Genomic DNA, 17,106 nt, shown 5'->3' on the forward strand with positions numbered 1-17,106 from the left:
CCCATACGCCTGCTGTTCTACCCTAGTGCGTTGGCTACCTTTGCGATGTCTGGACCCCGGCCTGTGTGCACCGGGCCACCGGATACATGAAAGGTAGCGTGTCCTTTCGACTTCTGTGACGACGCCCGTGAAACTCATCATCATTGCTGTTTACGTTTTGTCCATCGCGTACGTACACCTGCGCGGCAAGGTCCGGCACAAGCTGGGCCGGCAACTGAGCGACCATTCGACCTTCCTGGCCCCGATCAACTGCTTCCTCTACCTGTTCTCCAAGGTGCCGAGCCGTCCGTATCTGGAGCCGGCCGACTTCCCCGAACTCAAGCCGTTGCAGGACAACTGGCAGGAAATCCGCACCGAGGCCCTGGCCTTGTTGCGTGCCGGTGAGATCAAGAAATCCGAGACGCCCAACGACGTGGGCTTCAACTCGTTCTTCAAGACCGGCTGGAAGCGTTTCTACCTCAAGTGGTACGGCGACAACCATCCTTCCGCCGTCGAGTTGTGCCCACGCACCACGGAACTGCTCAATAGCATCGGCAGCATCAAGGCCGCGATGTTCGCCGAGTTGCCGCCGGGTTCGCGCCTGGTCCGCCACCGCGACCCCTACGCCGGTTCCTTGCGTTACCACCTGGGTCTGGAAACGCCGAACGATCCGGGCTGCTACATCAATGTCGACGGCCAGGACTACCACTGGCGCGACGGCGAACCGGTGATGTTCGACGAAACCTTTATCCACTACGCCGAAAACAAGACCGACAAGAACCGCGTGATCCTGTTCTGCGATGTCGAGCGGCCGCTGAAATATCGCTGGGCAACGGCGTTCAACCGCTGGTTCAGCCGTAATGTGATGTCGGCTGCGGCGTCGCCGAATGATGCCAACGACAAGACCGGTGGGATCAACAAGTTTTTCGCCAAGATCTACGGCATTCGCGTGCGCGGCAAGGCCTTGAAGAAGACCAACCGTACCCGCTACTACCTGGAAAAGTGGGTAATCTTCGGTGGCTTGCTGGCACTGTTTCTGCTGATCTAGTTTCTGCCATGGCTTCACGAAATCGGCCGGGTCCCCATGGGAGCCCGGCCGATTTGTTTTTAGTCGCACAAGATCTATCCGCGCGATGGAAAACCGAATTCAGTATGTTGGCTGATTTCAAATTGCCAGGGCGTTGAGCACATGCTCAGGGTCATTATGAATTGCCCTTAGCAGTGCTTTGGCCGGGCCGGTCGGCTCACGTCGACCTTGCTCCCAATTTCTCAGCGTGCCGAGTTGAACGTCGATCATGGCAGCGAACTTGGCCTGTGTCAGGCCCGTAGCTTTGCGAATCTCCTTGATCTGCAATGCATCCACGCTGAACTCGCGGGAGGGCTGACGCTCTCCGCGCACGATCTCGTCCATTTGTTGCACGCTTTCCATCAGCTCATCAAAAAATTTGCTCAAGGTTATCTCCAGTGCTCGATGATTGCCTTTAATGCTTTACGTTGGTCGGCAGCAAGCTCTTGCTGTTCGTTCTTGGGGTAGATCATCAGTAGTGCAATCTGTGACACCGAGACAAAGTGGTAGTAAATCACTCTGGCACCGCCCCGTTTGCCGTGTCCTTTGGCTGCGACACGGATTTTTCGGATTCCACCTGTACCCTCGATGACATCGCCGCTCGATGGTGCCAGCACCAGCGACTTTTGAAAGCTCGCGTAGGTGTCGTCGTCCAGAAGCTCTCTGACCCGACGGGTAAAGACAGGGGTTTCTATAAAAATCATAGCTAATGTACGCCAGTGACTTACTTTTTCGCAAGTCTACGCCGACGCATACCAGGTCTCACGTTGAGATCTGTAACCGTATGTTCTGGATTGTAGAGAATCCGGCCTGATCGACTATCGCTCCAGCACCCCACGAAATGTCGCGCTCAGCGCCCGCAGGGTTTCCTGCGAACGAGCATCCGTGGGGCGGCTATGCAGGATGATTTCTGTGATCGGCAGCGCCGGCAGTCCGAGTTGTTCGCCGACCTCGATTGCGCCGGCCGGCGCCACCCGCTTGGCCAGTGCCGCCACGCCGAGCCCGGCGCTGACCGCCGCGCCCACCGCCATCACGCCGCCGCCGATAAACACTTCGGTCCAGGGGATGCCTGCGTCGTCCAGCACCCGCACCGCCAGGTGCCGTACGCCACAGGGTGCGGCCATGGTCGCCAGGCGCAGGACGCTGCCAGGAATGTGTTGCCAGGTGGGCGCGGCGAACCAGCCGAAGCGCTCCACCACCAGCACCTCGCCGTCGTGGCGGTCGCCTTCGCTGCGGACGATGGCCGCATCCAGTTCGCCGCGATCGAAGGCGGCGCTGAGGTCCCGGGACGAAGCGATCCGCACCTCGATGATCAGCAGGGGATCATAGTGCGCCAGGCGGCTGAGCAGGGTCGGCAGGTCCGGCCCCGCCACATGGTCGCTGATGCCGATGATCAAGCGCCGATTGGGCGTGGCGCTCATATCCCCCAGCGCCCGCTCGTGGGCCTGGAGCAAGGCGCGGGCGGCATGGATGAACTGCTCGCCCGGGGGCGACAGCCGCACATGGCGTGGCGTGCGCTCCAGCAAGCGGTAACCGAGACGCTCCTCCAGGCGCTTGAGCTTCAGGCTGATGGCCGCCTGTGAGGTGTCCAGCGCCTGGGCCGCACGGGTGAAACTGGCGAAGTCGGCGATCAGCACAAAGGCCTGGACGGTGTCGATATCGAGAGGCTTGACGGCTTCAGTCATATCTATCTCTTATCACACATATATTTATAGATATCTTGTTGTAATTATAGATCCTGCGCAAGCTGGCTCCAGGTTCTTGATAGCCTTTTCCCACAGGAGTGCCGCCATGTTTGCCAAACAATATTCACACCGCTTGCCCGCTCTCTACGACATGGGTTTGATCCGTCGCCGCGCCAGCGAACTGGGGCCGCTCTGGGACGAGACCCAGGGCCTGCTGTTCAAGGCTTTTATCGCCGAGGAGCGCGGCGTCTTCGGGGCCCAGGCCAATCTGTATTCGTCGGTGTACCTCTGGTCCGATCCAAGCGCCGCCGCGGGCTTTCTGATGGACGAACGTTTCCAGCGCGTGATCGATTCCTTTGGCCGCCCGGATATCGAGGCCTGGCTGCCCCTGGATTTGCAACTGGGCCGTGCGCCCCAGGCGCGGGCGTTGTACCGCGAAACCTTGCCGGTGAACCCGGAGGCTGACCGCGTGCGCTTGCTGGCGGCGGAGGTGGAACGTAACCAGGCCATCGTTCGCCAGGACGATACCGTTGCGGTGTTCCTGGCGCTGGACACGGCGGCCTGGCAGTTGATCCGGATCACCTTGTCGTCGTCCGAACCCGATCGCCGCCGCGCCGGCAAGGCCTATGAAGTGCTCTACCTGGCGCAGCCGGGCCTTGATCGCCTGCGTCATGGCGCCTGAAGAGGAAGCGCCCGGGCATTGGGATAGCCTGGGCATTCATCTGCTCGGGCTGGGTGTCGGCGCAGGGCTGATCATCGGTTTGACGTTGTTGACCTGCCTGTTGCTGGTGAATTTTCATTGAAGTGATTCAAGCGGCAACACAATCCGCATAGCATGGGCGACTTCACCGACTCTGGAAGCGCCCATGTCCCTTGAAATACGCGAAGCCCGGCCCAGCGATGCGCCGCAGATCCTGGCCTTTATCACTGAACTGGCGGAGTACGAACGCGCCCGCCATGAAGTGATCGCCAACGTCGTCGACATCGAGCGCAGCCTGTTTGGCGAAGGCGCCACGGCCCACGGCCTGATCTGCCTGCGTGATGGCGAGCCGGTTGGCTTTGCGGTGTTTTTCTTCAGTTATTCCACCTGGCTCGGGCGTAACGGCCTGTACCTGGAAGACCTTTACGTGTCACCGCAACAACGTGGTGCGGGTGCGGGCAAGAAGCTCTTGCGGCACCTGGCGCAGATCGCCTGTGCCAATGATTGCGGGCGCCTGGAGTGGAGTGTGCTGGACTGGAACGAACCGGCGATTCGCTTCTACGAATCCATCGGCGCGCAACCCCAGAATGAATGGGTGCGCTACCGCATGGATGGTGAGGTGTTGAAGAACTTTGCCTATTCGCAGGACTGAAAACACTGCTCATCTGTAGGAGCGAGCTTGCTCGCGATGGCGTCCGCAAGGGCGATACAAGACTTGAGGGCCTCATCGCGAGCAAGCTCGCTCCTACAGGGGGCCGCGTGTCATTACCGGCTTTATCGAACGAATTGCCCGCAGACGACGTCTCGGGCAATCACGGGCGCTGGTTTATTTGAAGTACTGCCACAACAGCAAGGTACCGATCAGCCCGACCACCGAAACAATGGTCTGCAACACCGACCAGACCCAGATCGTCTGCTTGAGCTGCAAGCCGAAGTACTCGCGGACCATCCAGAAGCCGGCGTCGTTGACGTGGCAGAAGAACACCGAGCCGGCGCCGATGGCCAGGGCCACCAGGGAGCTTTGCGTCGTCGCCAGGCCAGCCATCAGCGGCGCGAGAATGCCCGCCGTGGTGGTGGTTGCCACGGTGGCCGAGCCGGTGGCCTGGCGCAGTGCCACGGCAATCAGCCAGGCCAGCAGCACGTAGGACATGTTCGCGCCGGTGGCGACCTTGCTGATGGTGTCGCTGATCCCTGCTTCCAGCAGGGTCTGTTTCAGCCCGCCACCGGCGCCAATGGTCAGCAACAGCACGGCAATCGGCCCGAGGCTCTTGCGCAGCACGCCGCCGACCTGGTCACGGGCCATGCCGATCGACCAGCCCAGGCAGATCACTGCCGCAATCACCGCAATGCCCAGCGCGATCAAGGGTTCGCCGAGGAATTTCAAGGTCACGGCGAGGGTGCTTTGCGGCGCCATGGCGACCTTGGCCAGGGTGCTGCCGAGCATCAGCAGCACCGGCAGCAGGATAATCAGCAAGGAAATGCCGAAGCTCGGTTTGCGCCGGGTCTCGACCTTGGCGGTGAACAGCGCGCCGAGCTCAGCCGGCTCCTTCACGTCCATGCGCTTGGACAGCCAGATACCGTAGAGCGGGCCGGCGAGGATGACCGCCGGGACCGCGATGCAAAAGCCCAGCAACATGGTCAGGCCGAGGTCGGCGTGCAAGGCACTGACCGCGATCAACGGGCCCGGATGGGGTGGCATCAGGGCGTGCAGGGTGGTCATGCCGGCCAATGCCGGGATCGCCACCTTCAGCAGCGGCTGGCCGGACTGACGGGCGATCACGAAGATGATCGGCACCATCAGCACCAGGCCGACTTCGAAGAACAACGGCAGGCCGATGACCATCGCCACCAACGCCATGACCCAGGGCAGGGCCTTGCCCCGCGCATGGCGCAGGAGGGTTGAGGCGATACGGTCGGCGGCCCCGGATTCGGCCATCAGCGCACCGAGCATGGCGCCCAGGGAAATGATGATCCCGGCTTCGCCGAGCAGGCTGCCGGCGCCCTTGCTGAACGCCTTGGCCACTTCTTCAGGCGGCAGCGAGGCGCCGATCCCGGCGACAAAGGTGCCGACCAGGATGGACAGGAAAGGTGGCAGTTTGGTCAGGCTGATCAGCACGATGATGGTGGCGATTGCCAGCAGGCAGCAGACGATCAGGCGGGTGTCGTGGGCAAGCCACGCGGCATGTGAAAGATCCAACGGGAACCCCTTCTTGTAATATTTTGTCACGTGTCTGGAGGGAATATACCTGATGGATTCATATAGATGATTACATGAGCGAGTTTTTTTCCGAACGGCAGTATGAAGGTTCAGACAGATTGACGCGGTTGCTTGGCAAGGCCTGAGCGGCCTCAGTCCATCAGCATCGGCGGTAAGGTGCCCAGCAGCGAGACCGCGAGAATCGCCCCCAGCCCGAGCAGCCATTCGACTGTCACACTGGTGCGCAAGAGGCTGAAAGGTCCGCGAGGGCTCATCACCCGGTTGAACAGCGCCAGCCCCAGCATCAGCGCGACCATCAGCACCTTGATCAGCAGGATCAGGGCGAAGCCGCTGAACAATGGCGTCGGCCAGAGGGCGCCGGTGAGTACGCGGACATTGATCAGGCCGGTGATGATAATCACCGCGACCAGCAGGTAGCCGAGGTCGCCGAATCGGCGCAGGATCCGCTTGATGTCATGTTCCGCCGGTTGGCTCAACATCAGCGCGAGCAACATCAGGCCGCCGACCCAGGCACCGACACCACTCAGGTGGATGAACTGGTTGAGCATCAGCAGGCGCCCGTCGAGGCCTTCGAGCATGGCGCCGTGGCCGACCGGGGCGAGGGTCGCCAGCAGCAGGAAACCGAGGATCAGGTTGCAGGCAGGGCGGGCGTTGGCCAGCAGACTGAGCAACAGCAGCAGGCAAAACCCCAGGTGCCAGCTCCAGACCTGACCGAAAAAGGTCTTGCCCAGGACCAGCTGGAGAGTGGCGGGATTCAGGGCGTCGGCCCAGTCGCCGGTCATATTGGCGGTGGTCAGCAGCAACCAGCCGCCAGCGCTGAGCAACCCCAGCAGGGCCATCCAGCGCTTGATCTTGAGCAGCCTCAGGTCGAGTGCCGGGCTGGCCGCGCTGCCGATCAGCCAGGGCCTGAACAGGCAGGCCCCGAACAACGACAACACCACGGCGAAATGCAGGAAGCGGCACAGGACCATGGCGTTTTGCATAGACTCAGTTGCCCACCGTGAAGCTGTAGTTGCCTTCGCTCTTGTGGGTATCGACCGACACCGCGTGCCAGACGACCTTGTACTCGCCGGCCGGGAGTGGCGCCGCCGGGGTGACGATAAGGATTTTCTTGTCGGCCGGATCGGTGGCGATGCTTTTCAGCGTGACCGCCTTATCGGAGCTGCTGACTTCAACCTTGGTCAGCGCGGCCTCGACCCCTTCGCTGAACACCAGGCGCAAATCGGCCGGGGCGCTGACGGTGGCGTCCTTGGCCGGGGTTTCGCTTTTCAGGTGGGCATGGGCGAAGGCGACGTTCGCACCGGCCAGGCCGCTCAGCAGGAGCAGGGCACCGAGGGTTTTCTTGAACAGGGCAACAGGCATCGAGCAGTTCCTCGTGGGATCAAGTGAGCTGACTATACTAGCTCGCTCTGTAGCCGAACGTCGCCTTTGAGCCTTTGTTTCCTTGAGCGATACTTGCAATACGGGCCGAGTGACTTCCCGGTATGTTGAGCCACGACACGGACTGCCTTTCGGAACACACCCTTATGTCGATTCGTTTGAGCTTTGTTTGCCACGCCCGCACCGAGGCCCAGCGCCTGGGGCGTTTTCCGCTGGACGAACCGGTCGAGCCCAAGGGCTTGCTCAAGGCGGCCGAACTGGCGGTGCGCCTGAAGAAGCCGGTGCGAATCCTCAGCGCCCCGGAAACCCGTGCCTGGCAGACCGCCGAGGCCCTGGGCGGCGAGATTGAAATCGTCCCGGAACTGGGCGACCTGGATGTGGGCGAATGGCAGGGTGTTGCGTTGGCGGACCTGTTGGAGAGCGAGCCTGAATGGCTGGCGGCCTGGACCTCGGACCCGACGCTGGTACCACCGGCAGGTGAATCGGTGGCGGCGTTGTGTGCCCGGGTCGGGGTCTGGCTCGACGGTTTTCATGAGGAGGGGCATTTTGTCGTGGTCACCCATCCCTTCGTGATCCGGGCGGCGCTTCTGCATGCCCTGGAGGCCAGTCCTACCTCCTTCAATACGATCGATATCGAGCCCTTGTCCGTGGTCGACCTGCGTCGCAATGGGCGCTGGCGGTTGCGCTTCTGAGGCCATGGGCTGCAGCCTTTTTCGAGATTGGGGTTGCCATCTTCAAATAGTCCGTAGCATGATCGACCCCATGAACCGGAATCTGCTGAACCTCACCCAAACCACCACGACCGCCTATGGCGGGCGTGAGGTCGGTGCGTGAGTCGGTAAACGCAGTGACCCCAGGCCCCGCCAGCAATGGACGGGGCCTTTTGGTTTCTGGGCCCTTGCTGGCATCACACGCAAGGAGCAACACCCATGCAAGCAGACAATGCACAGCGTTCGGCCCTGTTGATCATCGATATGCAGGTCGGTTTGTTCCATGGTCCCGATCAGCCCTGGGAGGGGCCGCGGGTGCTGGAGAATATCAATCGCCTGATCGGTGTGGCGCGGCAGGCCAATGCGCCGATTTTCGCGGTCAGGCATACCGGGCCTGACGGCTCGCCAATTGCGGCGGGGAGTGCGTTTTGGCAACTGGTGCCGGAGTTGCAGGTTGATCCTGCGGTGGACCGTCTGCTCGACAAGACGCGCCCCAGCTGTTTCTTCAATACCGGGTTCGCCGAACAGCTGGATGATGCCGGGGTCGGGCGTTTGGTGATCGTCGGGATGAAGACCCAGTATTGCGTCGACAGCACTTGCCGGTTGGCCAGGGACCTGGGGTTCGAGGCGGTCCTGGTGGGCGACGCCCATACCTGCATGGAAACGCCCGGGTTGTCGGCCCGGGCGATTGTCGAGCATCACAACGCGACCCTGAACGGGGCGTTTGTGCAGGTGCTGGGTACGGCTGACGTGCGGTTCTGAATGGCGACCGCTGCGCGGTCATCGCCAGCAAGCTGGCTCCTACAGGGGGGCGGTGTGTAACGCCGCTCGGGCGTTCACCATCATCCCTTGTAGGAGCCGGCTTGCCGGCGATAGCGGTCTACCCGGCACCGCTGATCTCAGGGCTTTTTCACCGGCGTCGGCAAGGTCACCAGCGACACGTAGTCGTTCCAGAATTTCTTCTGGTCGACCGCGAACACGATCCTGGCTTTCTGCGTCCCCACCGGCGGGTTCTTCTTGTAGCCCAGCGCACGACCGTAGTCCGGGCCGAAATGGGTGTCGACATCGATCCACATATCACGCGACTCGGTGACGATTTCCGGTTCCGCCAGGAACAACGCCGGCAGGCTGTCCCAGGTAAAGCTGTGATAGCCCGGGTCCTTGGCGAACTGCGGGCCGAACACGCTCTTGTAGAGTTCCGGCACCGCGCCCTTGGCCGCAATCACCCGATTGTAGACCGACGCATCGAAGGTGACTTTCTCACAGACATCGTTGGGGAAGATCACATGTTCGATCGGTGAGCGCAGGACGATCTTCGCCGCCTCCGGGTCGAACCACCAGTTGAACTCCGCCGCCGGCGTGGTGTTGCCGGGAATCTCGATGGCGCCGCCCATGTACACAATGCGCTTGATCAGCGGCACGATATCCGGCGCCTGGCGGATCGCCAGGGCCAGGTTGGTCAACGGACCGATGGCCAGCAGGGTCACTTCATGGGGGTATTTGCGCACGCTGTCGATAATGAACTGCGGCGCGGTTTCGCTGCGCAGCTTGGTGTGGGTCGCCAGGCCATCGGGCGGTGCCACCAGTTGTGAGGCCGAGGTCGGACGCGGGTTCTTGAACGCCCCCGGCCATCCGGCGCCGAACATCGCCTGCTCCTGTGGATAAGTGGCGAAGTCATGCAGCAACGGATAGGCCGCGCCGGAGTAGACGCCGATCTCCTTTTCCACCCCCATGCGTTCCACGGCCTTGAGGGCGTCGACCTGTTCCTGGTCGACCCAGGCATTGCCGCTGACCAGGGTCATGCCCAGCAGGTCGATTTTCTTCTGCGCGTGCAACTGCGCCAGCATGATAAAGGCCTGGCCGTCGTCGTTGAGGACGTTGAAATCGGTGTCGATGATGACTTTTTCAGCCGCTTGCAGCGACCCGGCCGCGAGGCCGACAGACAGCGCCAGCGCGCAGACCTTGAGAAAGCGTTGCATACGATTGTCCTTGAAGAATTGTTGTTGGTAGTTGTTGTTAAGACGCAGCCGCAAGCCACAAGCCGCAAGCCACAAGCTGCAAGCAAGAACACAGCGACCTGCTGTTGCTCCAAGCTTGCAGCTTGAGGCTTACCGCTTGCAGCTGCTTTTTCACCTATTAACCAGTTTTGCCGGCAGGGCGATCACCAGGAAGCTGCTCAGGATCAGGCAACCGGCGAAGAACCAGAGGGCTCCGGCGCTGCTGCCGGTGAGGTCGATGGCCACGCCCATCAGCGAGTTGCTGACCAGCCCGGCGATGTTCGCCAGGGAGCAGGCCAGGGCAAAACCGGTGGCTGCCGCGGTGCCCTTGAGGAAGGTCGCCGGCAGGCTGAAGAACACCGGCACCGCGCCGATGATTGCCGCCGAGGCCACGGCGAACAGTGCCACCGTCGCCACCACGTTATGGGTGAAGAAGGTGCTGGCGGCCATGGCGGCGGCACCGACGAAAAACGGCACGATGATGTGCCAGCGGCGTTCGCGATGCTTGTCGGAACTGGCGCCGATCAGCAGCATGCCGAGCAGGGCGGCGACACTCGGCAGGGCGGTGAGGATGCCGATATGGAAGGTGTCGGTGATCCCCGCGTTGCGGATGAAGGTTGGCATCCAGAAGCCCATGGCGTAGGCGCTGAGCAGGATCGAGAAGTCGATGCCGCCGAGCATCCAGACCTTGAGGTTGAAGAAGCCATCGCGAAAATGCTGCTTGCTCTCGGGGCTGCTGGCCTCGTCGCTTTGCAGTTCGCTTTCCAGTACGGCCTTTTCCTCTTCGTTGAGCCATTTGGCCTGGCGGAAGTGGTTCGGCAGTGCCCAGAAGGTCAGGATGCCGAGCAATACGCTGGGCACCGCTTCGATCAGGAACAGCCATTGCCAGCCGCGCAGCCCGTTGACCTGGTCGAAGTGGCCCATGACCCAGCCCGACAGCGGGCCGCCGATGACGCTGGACAGCGGCAGGCCGATCATGAACAGGGCGATGATTCGCCCGCGCCGATGGGTCGGGAACCAGGTGGTCAGGTAGAACAGCACGCCCGGCAGGAAGCCGGCTTCGGCGGCGCCGAGCAGAAAACGCAGGATGTAGAACTGGGTGGTGGAGGTCACCAGCAGGGTGCAGGCCGAGAGCAGGCCCCAGGTGATCATGATCCGCGCGATCCAGATTTTCGCCCCGACCTTTTCCAGCACCAGGTTGCTCGGTACTTCGAACAGGATATAACCGACGAAAAACAGCCCGGCACCCAGGCCGAAGGCGGTTTCGCTGAAGTGCAGTTGGTCGAGCATCTGCAGTTTGGCGAAGCCGATATTGATCCGGTCGAGGTACGCGGCCAGGTAGCAGAGGCACAGGAACGGGATCAGTTTCCAGGTGATCTTGTGGTAAAGCGCTTGGGTCGGGTCGGCGACCGAGGTCGCGGTTGTCGCATTCGCAATGGGCATTATTTGTCTCCTGGCGGTGACTTATGGTTTTTATTACAGCCGCTTTTGTTCCAGCACTTCGGAGTGCTGTGAAAGCGACTTCCAAAGGCAGTGTCAGAAGACTGGGAGCTGCACCGGTTTTTCAATGTGGGAGCTGGCTTGCCAGCGATGGCGGTCGTTCAGAAACATTGCTGTCGTCTGACACTCCGCTATCGCAGGCAAGCCAACTCCCACAGTTGACCGGCTGCGTTCAACAAGCCGTATGCCAAAGTGGGCTCTCAGTTTTTCAAGACCACGCTCTATGGCGTGGTTCTTCGTAAAACCTTATTGCTCCTTGAACTTCGAAATTGCTTCCTGTTTGCTGACGACATCGCCGTACTTGCTGTCGATGTCGAACAGATTCGCTTCATGGGGCGCCGAATGGCGGTCGCCCACGCATTCGCGGACCACGATGGTCCTGAAACCATGCTGCACGGCATCCACGGCCGTCGCGCGGATGCAGCCGCTGGTGGAACAGCCGGCCAGCACCACGGTGTCGATGCCTTGGGCGTGCAACTGCGAGGCCAGGCTGGTGCCGAAAAACGCACTGGCGTATTGCTTGCTGATGACCACTTCCGAGGGCAGTGGCAACACCGCTTCGCAGAAGGCCGCGAGCGGGTTGCCCTCGACCATGTCCTTCATCACCGGGGCCTTGCGCACCCACATGCCGCCATCGGCGAAATGACCCGGATGGTAGCGAATATTGGTGTGCACCACGGCAATCCCATGGCTCCGCGCGCAGTCCAGCAGCTCGACGCTTTCGGCCACGGCGCTGACCACGCCCGGGGCGAACAGCGGGGCGCCTTCGGTGGTGTAGCCCTGCATGAAATCGATCATCAGCAGGGCCGGCTTCTGGCCGAAGCCGATACGCTGGCCCCAGACGCCCTGGTAGTTGTCATTGGCGCTTTGTTCGCTCATCGCGAGTCTCCCACAGGTTCAGGTGTGTGTCCGCTCGTGCCGTTCAAGTCAGGCTGACGCCGAGGAAGTCACCGAAGGCGGCGAAGAAACCGTCCAGGTCGTCCCAGGGAATCATGTGGCCGGCATTGGCGACGTGGGCGATTCGAATGCCCGGTTGCAGGTCGCGGATTTCGCTTTCGTCTTCTTCCTGGATCACGCCGCCGCGACCGGCCACCAGCAGCAGGGCGGGGGCCGTGAGCCGAGGCAGGTCCTGGTGGAAGTCGACGTCGTGGAAGTCGTTGAACGCCCTGACAATGGCCGGCTCGTAGCAGGTGTGCAGCCATTCGGCGCGCAGTTGCAGTTGCTCCGGCGTCCAGGTGGCGCAGAAGGCGCGCATCGCCTCGGCGTCCATCCCGATCAGCGACTGGCGGATCGAGTCGACGTACCAGGGCAGCTTGCTCGGATATTCGCGACGACCGGGACCGGACACCGGCGGGTCGATCAGCACCAGGCTCTTGACCCCGGCCGGGCTGAGCACGGCACTGCGCACGGCGAAGCGTGCGCCCATGGAGTGGCCGACCAGGTGGTAGTTATCCAGGCCCAGGGCGGCGGCAAAGGCGGCGATGTCGGTGGCGCAGGTCTCGGCGCTGTAGTCCAGCTCCGGGCCGCTTGAGGAAAGGCCGCGCCCGCGGACATCCAGCACATAGGTGTCGAAGTGCCGACCGAAGCGTTCGGCGACGAAGCCCCAGGTGATCGCCGGGCTGGTGATGCCAGGGATCAGGATCAGCGCCGGGCCTTGGCCGCCATACCGCAGGTAGTGCTGGCGAATGCCGTTGGCCTGGACGTTGCCGCCGTGGACGAAAGTGCTCACGCGGCCACCCCCGATTTCAGCACCTGGGCGTAGAGGTCGTAACCGTAGACCCAGGCCGGATCCTCCTGGGTGCGCAGCCAGGTGTTGGCGTTGGACACCGCCTGGACTCGCGAGGCGCGTTCCTTGCGGTTGGCTTCATAGAGTTCGAAGGCGGTGCGGTGATCACTGAGGCCGGTTTCCTGCAGGCAGCGCGTGAGCATGGCGGCGTCTTCGATGGCCATGCCGGCGCCCTGGGCCATATGCGGTTTCATCGGGTGGCAGGCATCGCCCAGCAGCACCAGGCGCCCACGGCTCCACAGCGGCAGCGGGTTACGGTTGCGCAGCGGCCATTTGGTCACGGTGTCGGTGGATTCGATCAGCGCCTGCACGGTGGGGTGGTAACCCTGGAAGGCTTCGAACATCTCTTCGCGGCTGCTGTCGACGAACGGGCCTTCGAAGTCCAGTTCCGGGTGCGGTACGCCGGTGACGTAGTAGTACTCGTCGCGCTTGCCGGTGGTGTAGTAGACCATCATGTGCCGGTCCTCGCTCCACCACTTGATGCAGTCCTCGAAGTCGAGGTCGTAGCGGGCCAGCTTGTCGCGGGTGATCAGCGCACGGTGGGCGACCCAGCCGCTGTACAACGGCGCTTCATGGCCCAGCAGTTCTTCGCGGATCTTCGAGTTGATGCCGTCGGCACCGATGACGATATCGGCGCTGGCGGTGGTGCCGTCGGTGAAGCTCAGGCGCACCTGGTCACCGGTGTCCTCGATCTTTTCCAGGCGCTTGTTGAAGTGCAGGGTGCCGGGCTGGATCGTCGACATCTGCAGCGCGTGCAGATCGCCACGGTGCACGGTGACGTAGGACGCGCCGTATTCCTTGCGGGCGAATTCACCGAGGGGAATGCGCGACAGGTAGTCGCCGCTCATGCCGTCGCGACTGAACCAGTGATCGGGGTGCGAGCCCATCTGGTCGAGTTGTTGTTCGATGCCCATGCGCCGGAAGATCTTCATGATATTCGGACCCATGTGGATCCCGGCGCCCAGGCGGGAAAACTCCGGTGCCTGCTCGTAGATCGACACATCAAATCCGGCTTGTTGCAACAGCGTGGCGGCGGCGGCGCCACCCAGGCCTGCGCCGACGATGGCGATTTTTTGCGTGCTTGCCATGGGGCTTGCTCCTCGTTCCGAGTGTGGGGTGGCAGGTTCGGCCACCGGGTTTTTAAAGTGTATACACTCTTTTTTTCAAAAGAGAAGCGCCTCTATAAAAATTAAATTTTTAGCGGTTTTAGCCATGGGTAACGCTAAGTAACCTTGTTTTGTTAGGTATGTGTGGCTTGGTAACGTTTTGGTCTGCTGCTTGCAGAGCGCTGTGAATTCAGGTCTTATCGAGGTTAATTGGCGTATACGCTATAAAAGCGCACTAGACTGAAGCGTCGCGCCTCGACTTGGTGCAGCGCGAGCGAAGAGGAGAGAGGAAAATGCCGGTAAGTGATTGCGAACTGACGCAAATGTTCGAGCACGTGTTGAAGTTGTCGAAAGTCGACCCGACCCAGAGTGTTGCGATACTCAAGAGTCATTACTCCGATCCGCGTACCGTGCGCTCGGCGATGGAGGCGGCGCAGCGCTTGGGGGCCAAGGTGTACGCGGTGGAGTTGCCGTCGTTCAATCATCCGACGGCCATGGGCAACGACATGACCGCCTACTGTGGCGACACCGCGCTGACCGGCAATCTCGCCGCGCAGCGGGCGCTGGAAGCGGCGGACCTGATCGTCGACACCATGATGTTGCTGCACTCGCCGGAACAGGAGCAGATCCTCAAGACCGGCACGCGCATCCTGCTGGCGGTGGAGCCGCCGGAAGTGTTGGCGCGCATGCTCCCTACCGAGGGGGACAAGGTGCGGGTGCTGGCGGCGGAAGAGCTGTTGAAGAAGGCCCGTTCGATCCATGTGACCTCCCGTGCCGGCAGCGATTTCCGCGCGGCGCTGGGGCAATATCCATCGGTGACCGAGTATGGTTTCGCCGATGAGCCGGGGCGTTGGGACCATTGGCCGAGCGGCTTTCTGTTCTCCTGGCCGAACGAGGAAACCGCCGAGGGCGTGCTGGTGCTGGATGTCGGCGATATCCTGCTGCCGTTCAAGACCTATACCCGGGAGAAGATCACCCTGGAGATCGAGAAGGGTTTTATCACCTCGATCCACGGTGGTTTCGAGGCCGAGTACCTGCGCGACTACATGAAGTATTTCAACGACCCCGAGGTGTACGGCATCTCCCATATCGGTTGGGGCTTGCAACCGCGGGCGCAGTGGACGGCGATGGGGCTGCACGACAAGAACGACGGCATGTGCATGGATGCCCGGGCGTTCTATGGCAACTTCCTGTTCTCCACCGGGCCGAATACCGAGGTCGGCGGGACGCGCAAGACGCCGTGCCATCTGGACATTCCGCTGCGCCATTGCGATGTGTACCTGGATGACCAGGCGGTGGTGATCGGCGGCGATGTGGTGGCGCCGGAGGCGTCGCGGGTTCGCTGAAGGGACGGTATGGGGGCTTACCCCAGTGCCAGTCAAGAACCCTCTCAAGCCGAGCGCGGTCTTGTGGCGAGCGGGCTTGCCCGCGCTCGACTGCGAAGCAGTCGCAAAACCGATCACAGTGTTCTACCTGACACACCGTGATCACTGGTTTTAGGGCCGCTTCGCAGCCCAGCGCGGGCGAGCCCGCTCACCACAAAATCGTGCTCGCTCGCTCCAATGAATGCGCCTGCAGGCTTGAGTACGCCCGACAACCTGTCCATCATGCCAGCCCAATCCCTACCGCCTTTTCGAGCCCGCCGTGTCGGATATTCCTGATTCCAATCCTTATGTGTTTTCCGAGCAAGTCGGCCACCTGCTGCGCAAGGCCTACCAGCGGCATATGGCGATCTTCCAGCAGAATGTCGGCGATTCGCAGCTCACCGCGGTGCAATTCGTCACCTTGTGCGCCGTGCGTGATCACGGCCCCAGCTCCCTGACCGAACTGGTCAAGGCCACCGCCGTGGACCAGGCGACCATTCGCGGTATCGTCGAGCGGCTCAGGGCCCGCGAGTTGATTACCCTGGAGCCGGACCCCGAAGACCGGCGCAAGGTCATCGTCGGTTTGTCCGAGGCCGGCAGCCGCCTGGTGCAGCAGACCGTGCCGTGCGCCGCGCAGATCAGCGAACTGACCATGAGCAACCTCAATCCCGCCGAGCAGGTCGCCGTGCTGTTCCTGCTGCGCAAGATGATCGACGACCGCGACGAATAACCTCGTCTGACTTTGGGTTGTGGCGAGCGGGCTTGCCCGCGTTGGGCTGCGAAGCGCCCCTGAAACCAGTGATCACGGTGTGTCAGGTAGAACACTGTGATCGGTTTTGCGACTGCTTCGCAGCCGAGCGCGGGCAAGCCCGCTCGCCACACATTCACCTCTGCGCCTCTGCTCTCCGGGTTCTTTGAGACTCCTGTAGGAGCGAGCTTGCTCGCGATGGGGCCCTTGAGCCACGTGCTGTCTACCCGGACGCCATCGCAGGCTGGCATCCTTCTTGCTCTTCATTCATGTAGTAACCACTTCATGGAAAAAGTGTGTCGTCAGGAGACATCGTCCTGAACTCACGCCCTTTTCATGTAGTGGTCACTTCATTAAATGAAGCGAGCGCAACCCATGACGATGCAGGAAATCACGGTAGCCCTTGAGGTCAATGGCCAACGCCATTCGGTGACGGCCATGGCCGACACGCCGCTATTGCTGGTGCTGCGCAACGACCTGCGGCTCAACGGCCCCAAGTACGGCTGCGGCCTGGGGGAGTGCGGCGCGTGCACGGTGATCGTCGACGGCGTGGCCGCTCGCTCCTGTGTCTTTCCCCTGGCCGGCGCCGTGGACCGGCAGATCGTCACCCTCGAAGGCCTCGGCAGCCGCGAGGCGCCGCACCCGGTGCAGCAGGCCTTTATCGACGAGCAGGCAGCCCAATGCGGCTATTGCCTGAACGGCATGATCATGACCGCCAAGGCCTTGCTCGACCGTAATCCGCACCCCACCGAAGCGCAGATCCGCCAGGAACTTTCGGCCAATCTCTGTCGCTGCGGCACCCATATCGAAATCCTTCGCGCGGTGCTGCGTGCCGCCCGTCCATTGCCTTGAACCAGGATCGACGAC

The 17,106-nt window shown here is 61.9% G+C and carries 20 protein-coding genes; 9 read left to right on the forward strand and 11 right to left on the reverse strand.

Annotated features, from left to right (window positions below; all coding sequences use genetic code 11):
* The first annotated feature begins 127 nt into the window (after positions 1 to 127).
* Positions 128 to 1,027 carry a lipid A hydroxylase LpxO gene (gene lpxO / locus HX866_RS22690; RefSeq protein ID WP_177140442.1) on the forward strand — a complete coding sequence of 300 codons (900 nt, stop codon included), beginning with the start codon at positions 128 to 130 and terminating at the stop codon, positions 1,025 to 1,027.
* A 117-nt stretch (positions 1,028 to 1,144) separates the two neighbouring features.
* Here the strand turns inward: lpxO and HX866_RS22695 are convergent, their stop codons facing one another.
* The 3 genes from HX866_RS22695 to HX866_RS22705 form a co-directional block, all read right to left on the reverse strand.
* Positions 1,145 to 1,432 carry a helix-turn-helix domain-containing protein gene (locus HX866_RS22695; protein ID WP_177094723.1) on the reverse strand — a complete coding sequence of 96 codons (288 nt, stop codon included), beginning with the start codon at positions 1,430 to 1,432 and terminating at the stop codon, positions 1,145 to 1,147.
* A gap of 2 nt (positions 1,433 to 1,434) precedes the next feature.
* On the reverse strand, positions 1,435 to 1,749 hold the full coding sequence (locus tag HX866_RS22700) for a type II toxin-antitoxin system RelE/ParE family toxin (protein ID WP_177094726.1): 315 nt from the start codon (positions 1,747 to 1,749) through the stop codon (positions 1,435 to 1,437).
* Between the two features lie 114 nt (positions 1,750 to 1,863).
* On the reverse strand, positions 1,864 to 2,730 hold the full coding sequence (locus tag HX866_RS22705; RefSeq protein ID WP_177140443.1) for a LysR family transcriptional regulator: 867 nt from the start codon (positions 2,728 to 2,730) through the stop codon (positions 1,864 to 1,866).
* A 106-nt stretch (positions 2,731 to 2,836) separates the two neighbouring features.
* Here HX866_RS22705 and HX866_RS22710 point away from each other — a divergent pair, with 106 nt between their 5' ends.
* The 3 genes from HX866_RS22710 to HX866_RS22715 all read left to right on the forward strand — a co-directional run bounded on the left by HX866_RS22710 (position 2,837) and on the right by HX866_RS22715 (position 4,082).
* Entirely contained in the window at positions 2,837 to 3,412 is a 576-nt protein-coding gene (locus tag HX866_RS22710; RefSeq protein ID WP_177140444.1) for a DUF4865 family protein, read from the forward strand.
* On the forward strand, positions 3,402 to 3,533 hold the full coding sequence (locus HX866_RS34430; RefSeq protein ID WP_256344979.1) for a hypothetical protein: 132 nt from the start codon (positions 3,402 to 3,404) through the stop codon (positions 3,531 to 3,533). Before HX866_RS22710 ends, HX866_RS34430 begins: the two co-directional genes overlap by 11 nt.
* 63 nt (positions 3,534 to 3,596) lie before the next feature.
* The gene (locus tag HX866_RS22715; protein WP_177094731.1) at positions 3,597 to 4,082 is read left to right on the forward strand and encodes a GNAT family N-acetyltransferase; all 486 of its coding nucleotides are present in this window, start codon (positions 3,597 to 3,599) and stop codon (positions 4,080 to 4,082) included.
* 174 nt (positions 4,083 to 4,256) lie between these two features.
* Here HX866_RS22715 and HX866_RS22720 read toward each other — a convergent pair whose 3' ends face one another.
* From HX866_RS22720 to copC, 3 genes are all read right to left on the reverse strand, one after another.
* Positions 4,257 to 5,627, reverse strand: a complete 1,371-nt coding sequence (locus HX866_RS22720) for a GntT/GntP/DsdX family permease (RefSeq protein WP_177140445.1) — start codon at positions 5,625 to 5,627, stop codon at positions 4,257 to 4,259.
* A 152-nt stretch (positions 5,628 to 5,779) separates the two neighbouring features.
* Entirely contained in the window at positions 5,780 to 6,631 is an 852-nt protein-coding gene (copD, locus tag HX866_RS22725) for a copper homeostasis membrane protein CopD (protein WP_177140446.1), read from the reverse strand.
* Between the two features lie 4 nt (positions 6,632 to 6,635).
* Positions 6,636 to 7,010, reverse strand: coding sequence for a copper homeostasis periplasmic binding protein CopC (gene copC, locus HX866_RS22730; protein ID WP_177094737.1), 375 nt, complete (start codon positions 7,008 to 7,010; stop codon positions 6,636 to 6,638).
* Between the two features lie 164 nt (positions 7,011 to 7,174).
* Between copC and HX866_RS22735 the strand changes: the two genes are divergently transcribed.
* A complete protein-coding gene (locus HX866_RS22735) occupies positions 7,175 to 7,720 on the forward strand; it encodes a histidine phosphatase family protein (protein WP_177105644.1) in 546 nt (181 codons plus the stop codon).
* A 237-nt stretch (positions 7,721 to 7,957) separates the two neighbouring features.
* Complete coding sequence (locus HX866_RS22740; protein ID WP_177140447.1) at positions 7,958 to 8,500, forward strand: cysteine hydrolase family protein; 543 nt, start codon at positions 7,958 to 7,960, stop codon at positions 8,498 to 8,500.
* Positions 8,501 to 8,637: 137 nt separating this feature from the next.
* Here HX866_RS22740 and HX866_RS22745 read toward each other — a convergent pair whose 3' ends face one another.
* From HX866_RS22745 to HX866_RS22765, 5 genes are all read right to left on the reverse strand, one after another.
* The gene (locus tag HX866_RS22745) at positions 8,638 to 9,717 is read right to left on the reverse strand and encodes a nucleoside hydrolase (RefSeq protein ID WP_177105642.1); all 1,080 of its coding nucleotides are present in this window, start codon (positions 9,715 to 9,717) and stop codon (positions 8,638 to 8,640) included.
* 150 nt (positions 9,718 to 9,867) lie between these two features.
* Positions 9,868 to 11,178 (reverse strand): MFS transporter, encoded by a 1,311-nt coding sequence (locus HX866_RS22750; protein WP_177140448.1) that lies wholly within the window; start codon positions 11,176 to 11,178, stop codon positions 9,868 to 9,870.
* Positions 11,179 to 11,481: 303 nt separating this feature from the next.
* Positions 11,482 to 12,114, reverse strand: a complete 633-nt coding sequence (locus HX866_RS22755) for an N-carbamoylsarcosine amidohydrolase (protein WP_177105640.1) — start codon at positions 12,112 to 12,114, stop codon at positions 11,482 to 11,484.
* A 43-nt stretch (positions 12,115 to 12,157) separates the two neighbouring features.
* Positions 12,158 to 12,964 (reverse strand): alpha/beta fold hydrolase, encoded by an 807-nt coding sequence (locus tag HX866_RS22760; protein ID WP_177140449.1) that lies wholly within the window; start codon positions 12,962 to 12,964, stop codon positions 12,158 to 12,160.
* Complete coding sequence (locus HX866_RS22765) at positions 12,961 to 14,109, reverse strand: FAD-dependent monooxygenase (RefSeq protein WP_177094751.1); 1,149 nt, start codon at positions 14,107 to 14,109, stop codon at positions 12,961 to 12,963. The genes HX866_RS22760 and HX866_RS22765 overlap by 4 nt, the downstream gene beginning before the upstream one ends.
* A 311-nt stretch (positions 14,110 to 14,420) precedes the next feature.
* Here HX866_RS22765 and HX866_RS22770 point away from each other — a divergent pair, with 311 nt between their 5' ends.
* The 3 genes from HX866_RS22770 to HX866_RS22780 all read left to right on the forward strand — a co-directional run bounded on the left by HX866_RS22770 (position 14,421) and on the right by HX866_RS22780 (position 17,091).
* The gene (locus HX866_RS22770; protein WP_177140450.1) at positions 14,421 to 15,473 is read left to right on the forward strand and encodes a 2,5-dihydroxypyridine 5,6-dioxygenase; all 1,053 of its coding nucleotides are present in this window, start codon (positions 14,421 to 14,423) and stop codon (positions 15,471 to 15,473) included.
* Between the two features lie 307 nt (positions 15,474 to 15,780).
* Positions 15,781 to 16,221 carry a MarR family winged helix-turn-helix transcriptional regulator gene (locus HX866_RS22775; protein WP_177105751.1) on the forward strand — a complete coding sequence of 147 codons (441 nt, stop codon included), beginning with the start codon at positions 15,781 to 15,783 and terminating at the stop codon, positions 16,219 to 16,221.
* A 393-nt stretch (positions 16,222 to 16,614) separates the two neighbouring features.
* On the forward strand, positions 16,615 to 17,091 hold the full coding sequence (locus HX866_RS22780; protein WP_177094755.1) for a (2Fe-2S)-binding protein: 477 nt from the start codon (positions 16,615 to 16,617) through the stop codon (positions 17,089 to 17,091).
* Positions 17,092 to 17,106: the final 15 nt, after the last annotated feature.

Source organism: Pseudomonas gingeri, from assembly GCF_013386165.1.
Classification (GTDB): Bacteria; Pseudomonadota; Gammaproteobacteria; order Pseudomonadales; family Pseudomonadaceae; genus Aquipseudomonas; species Aquipseudomonas gingeri_C.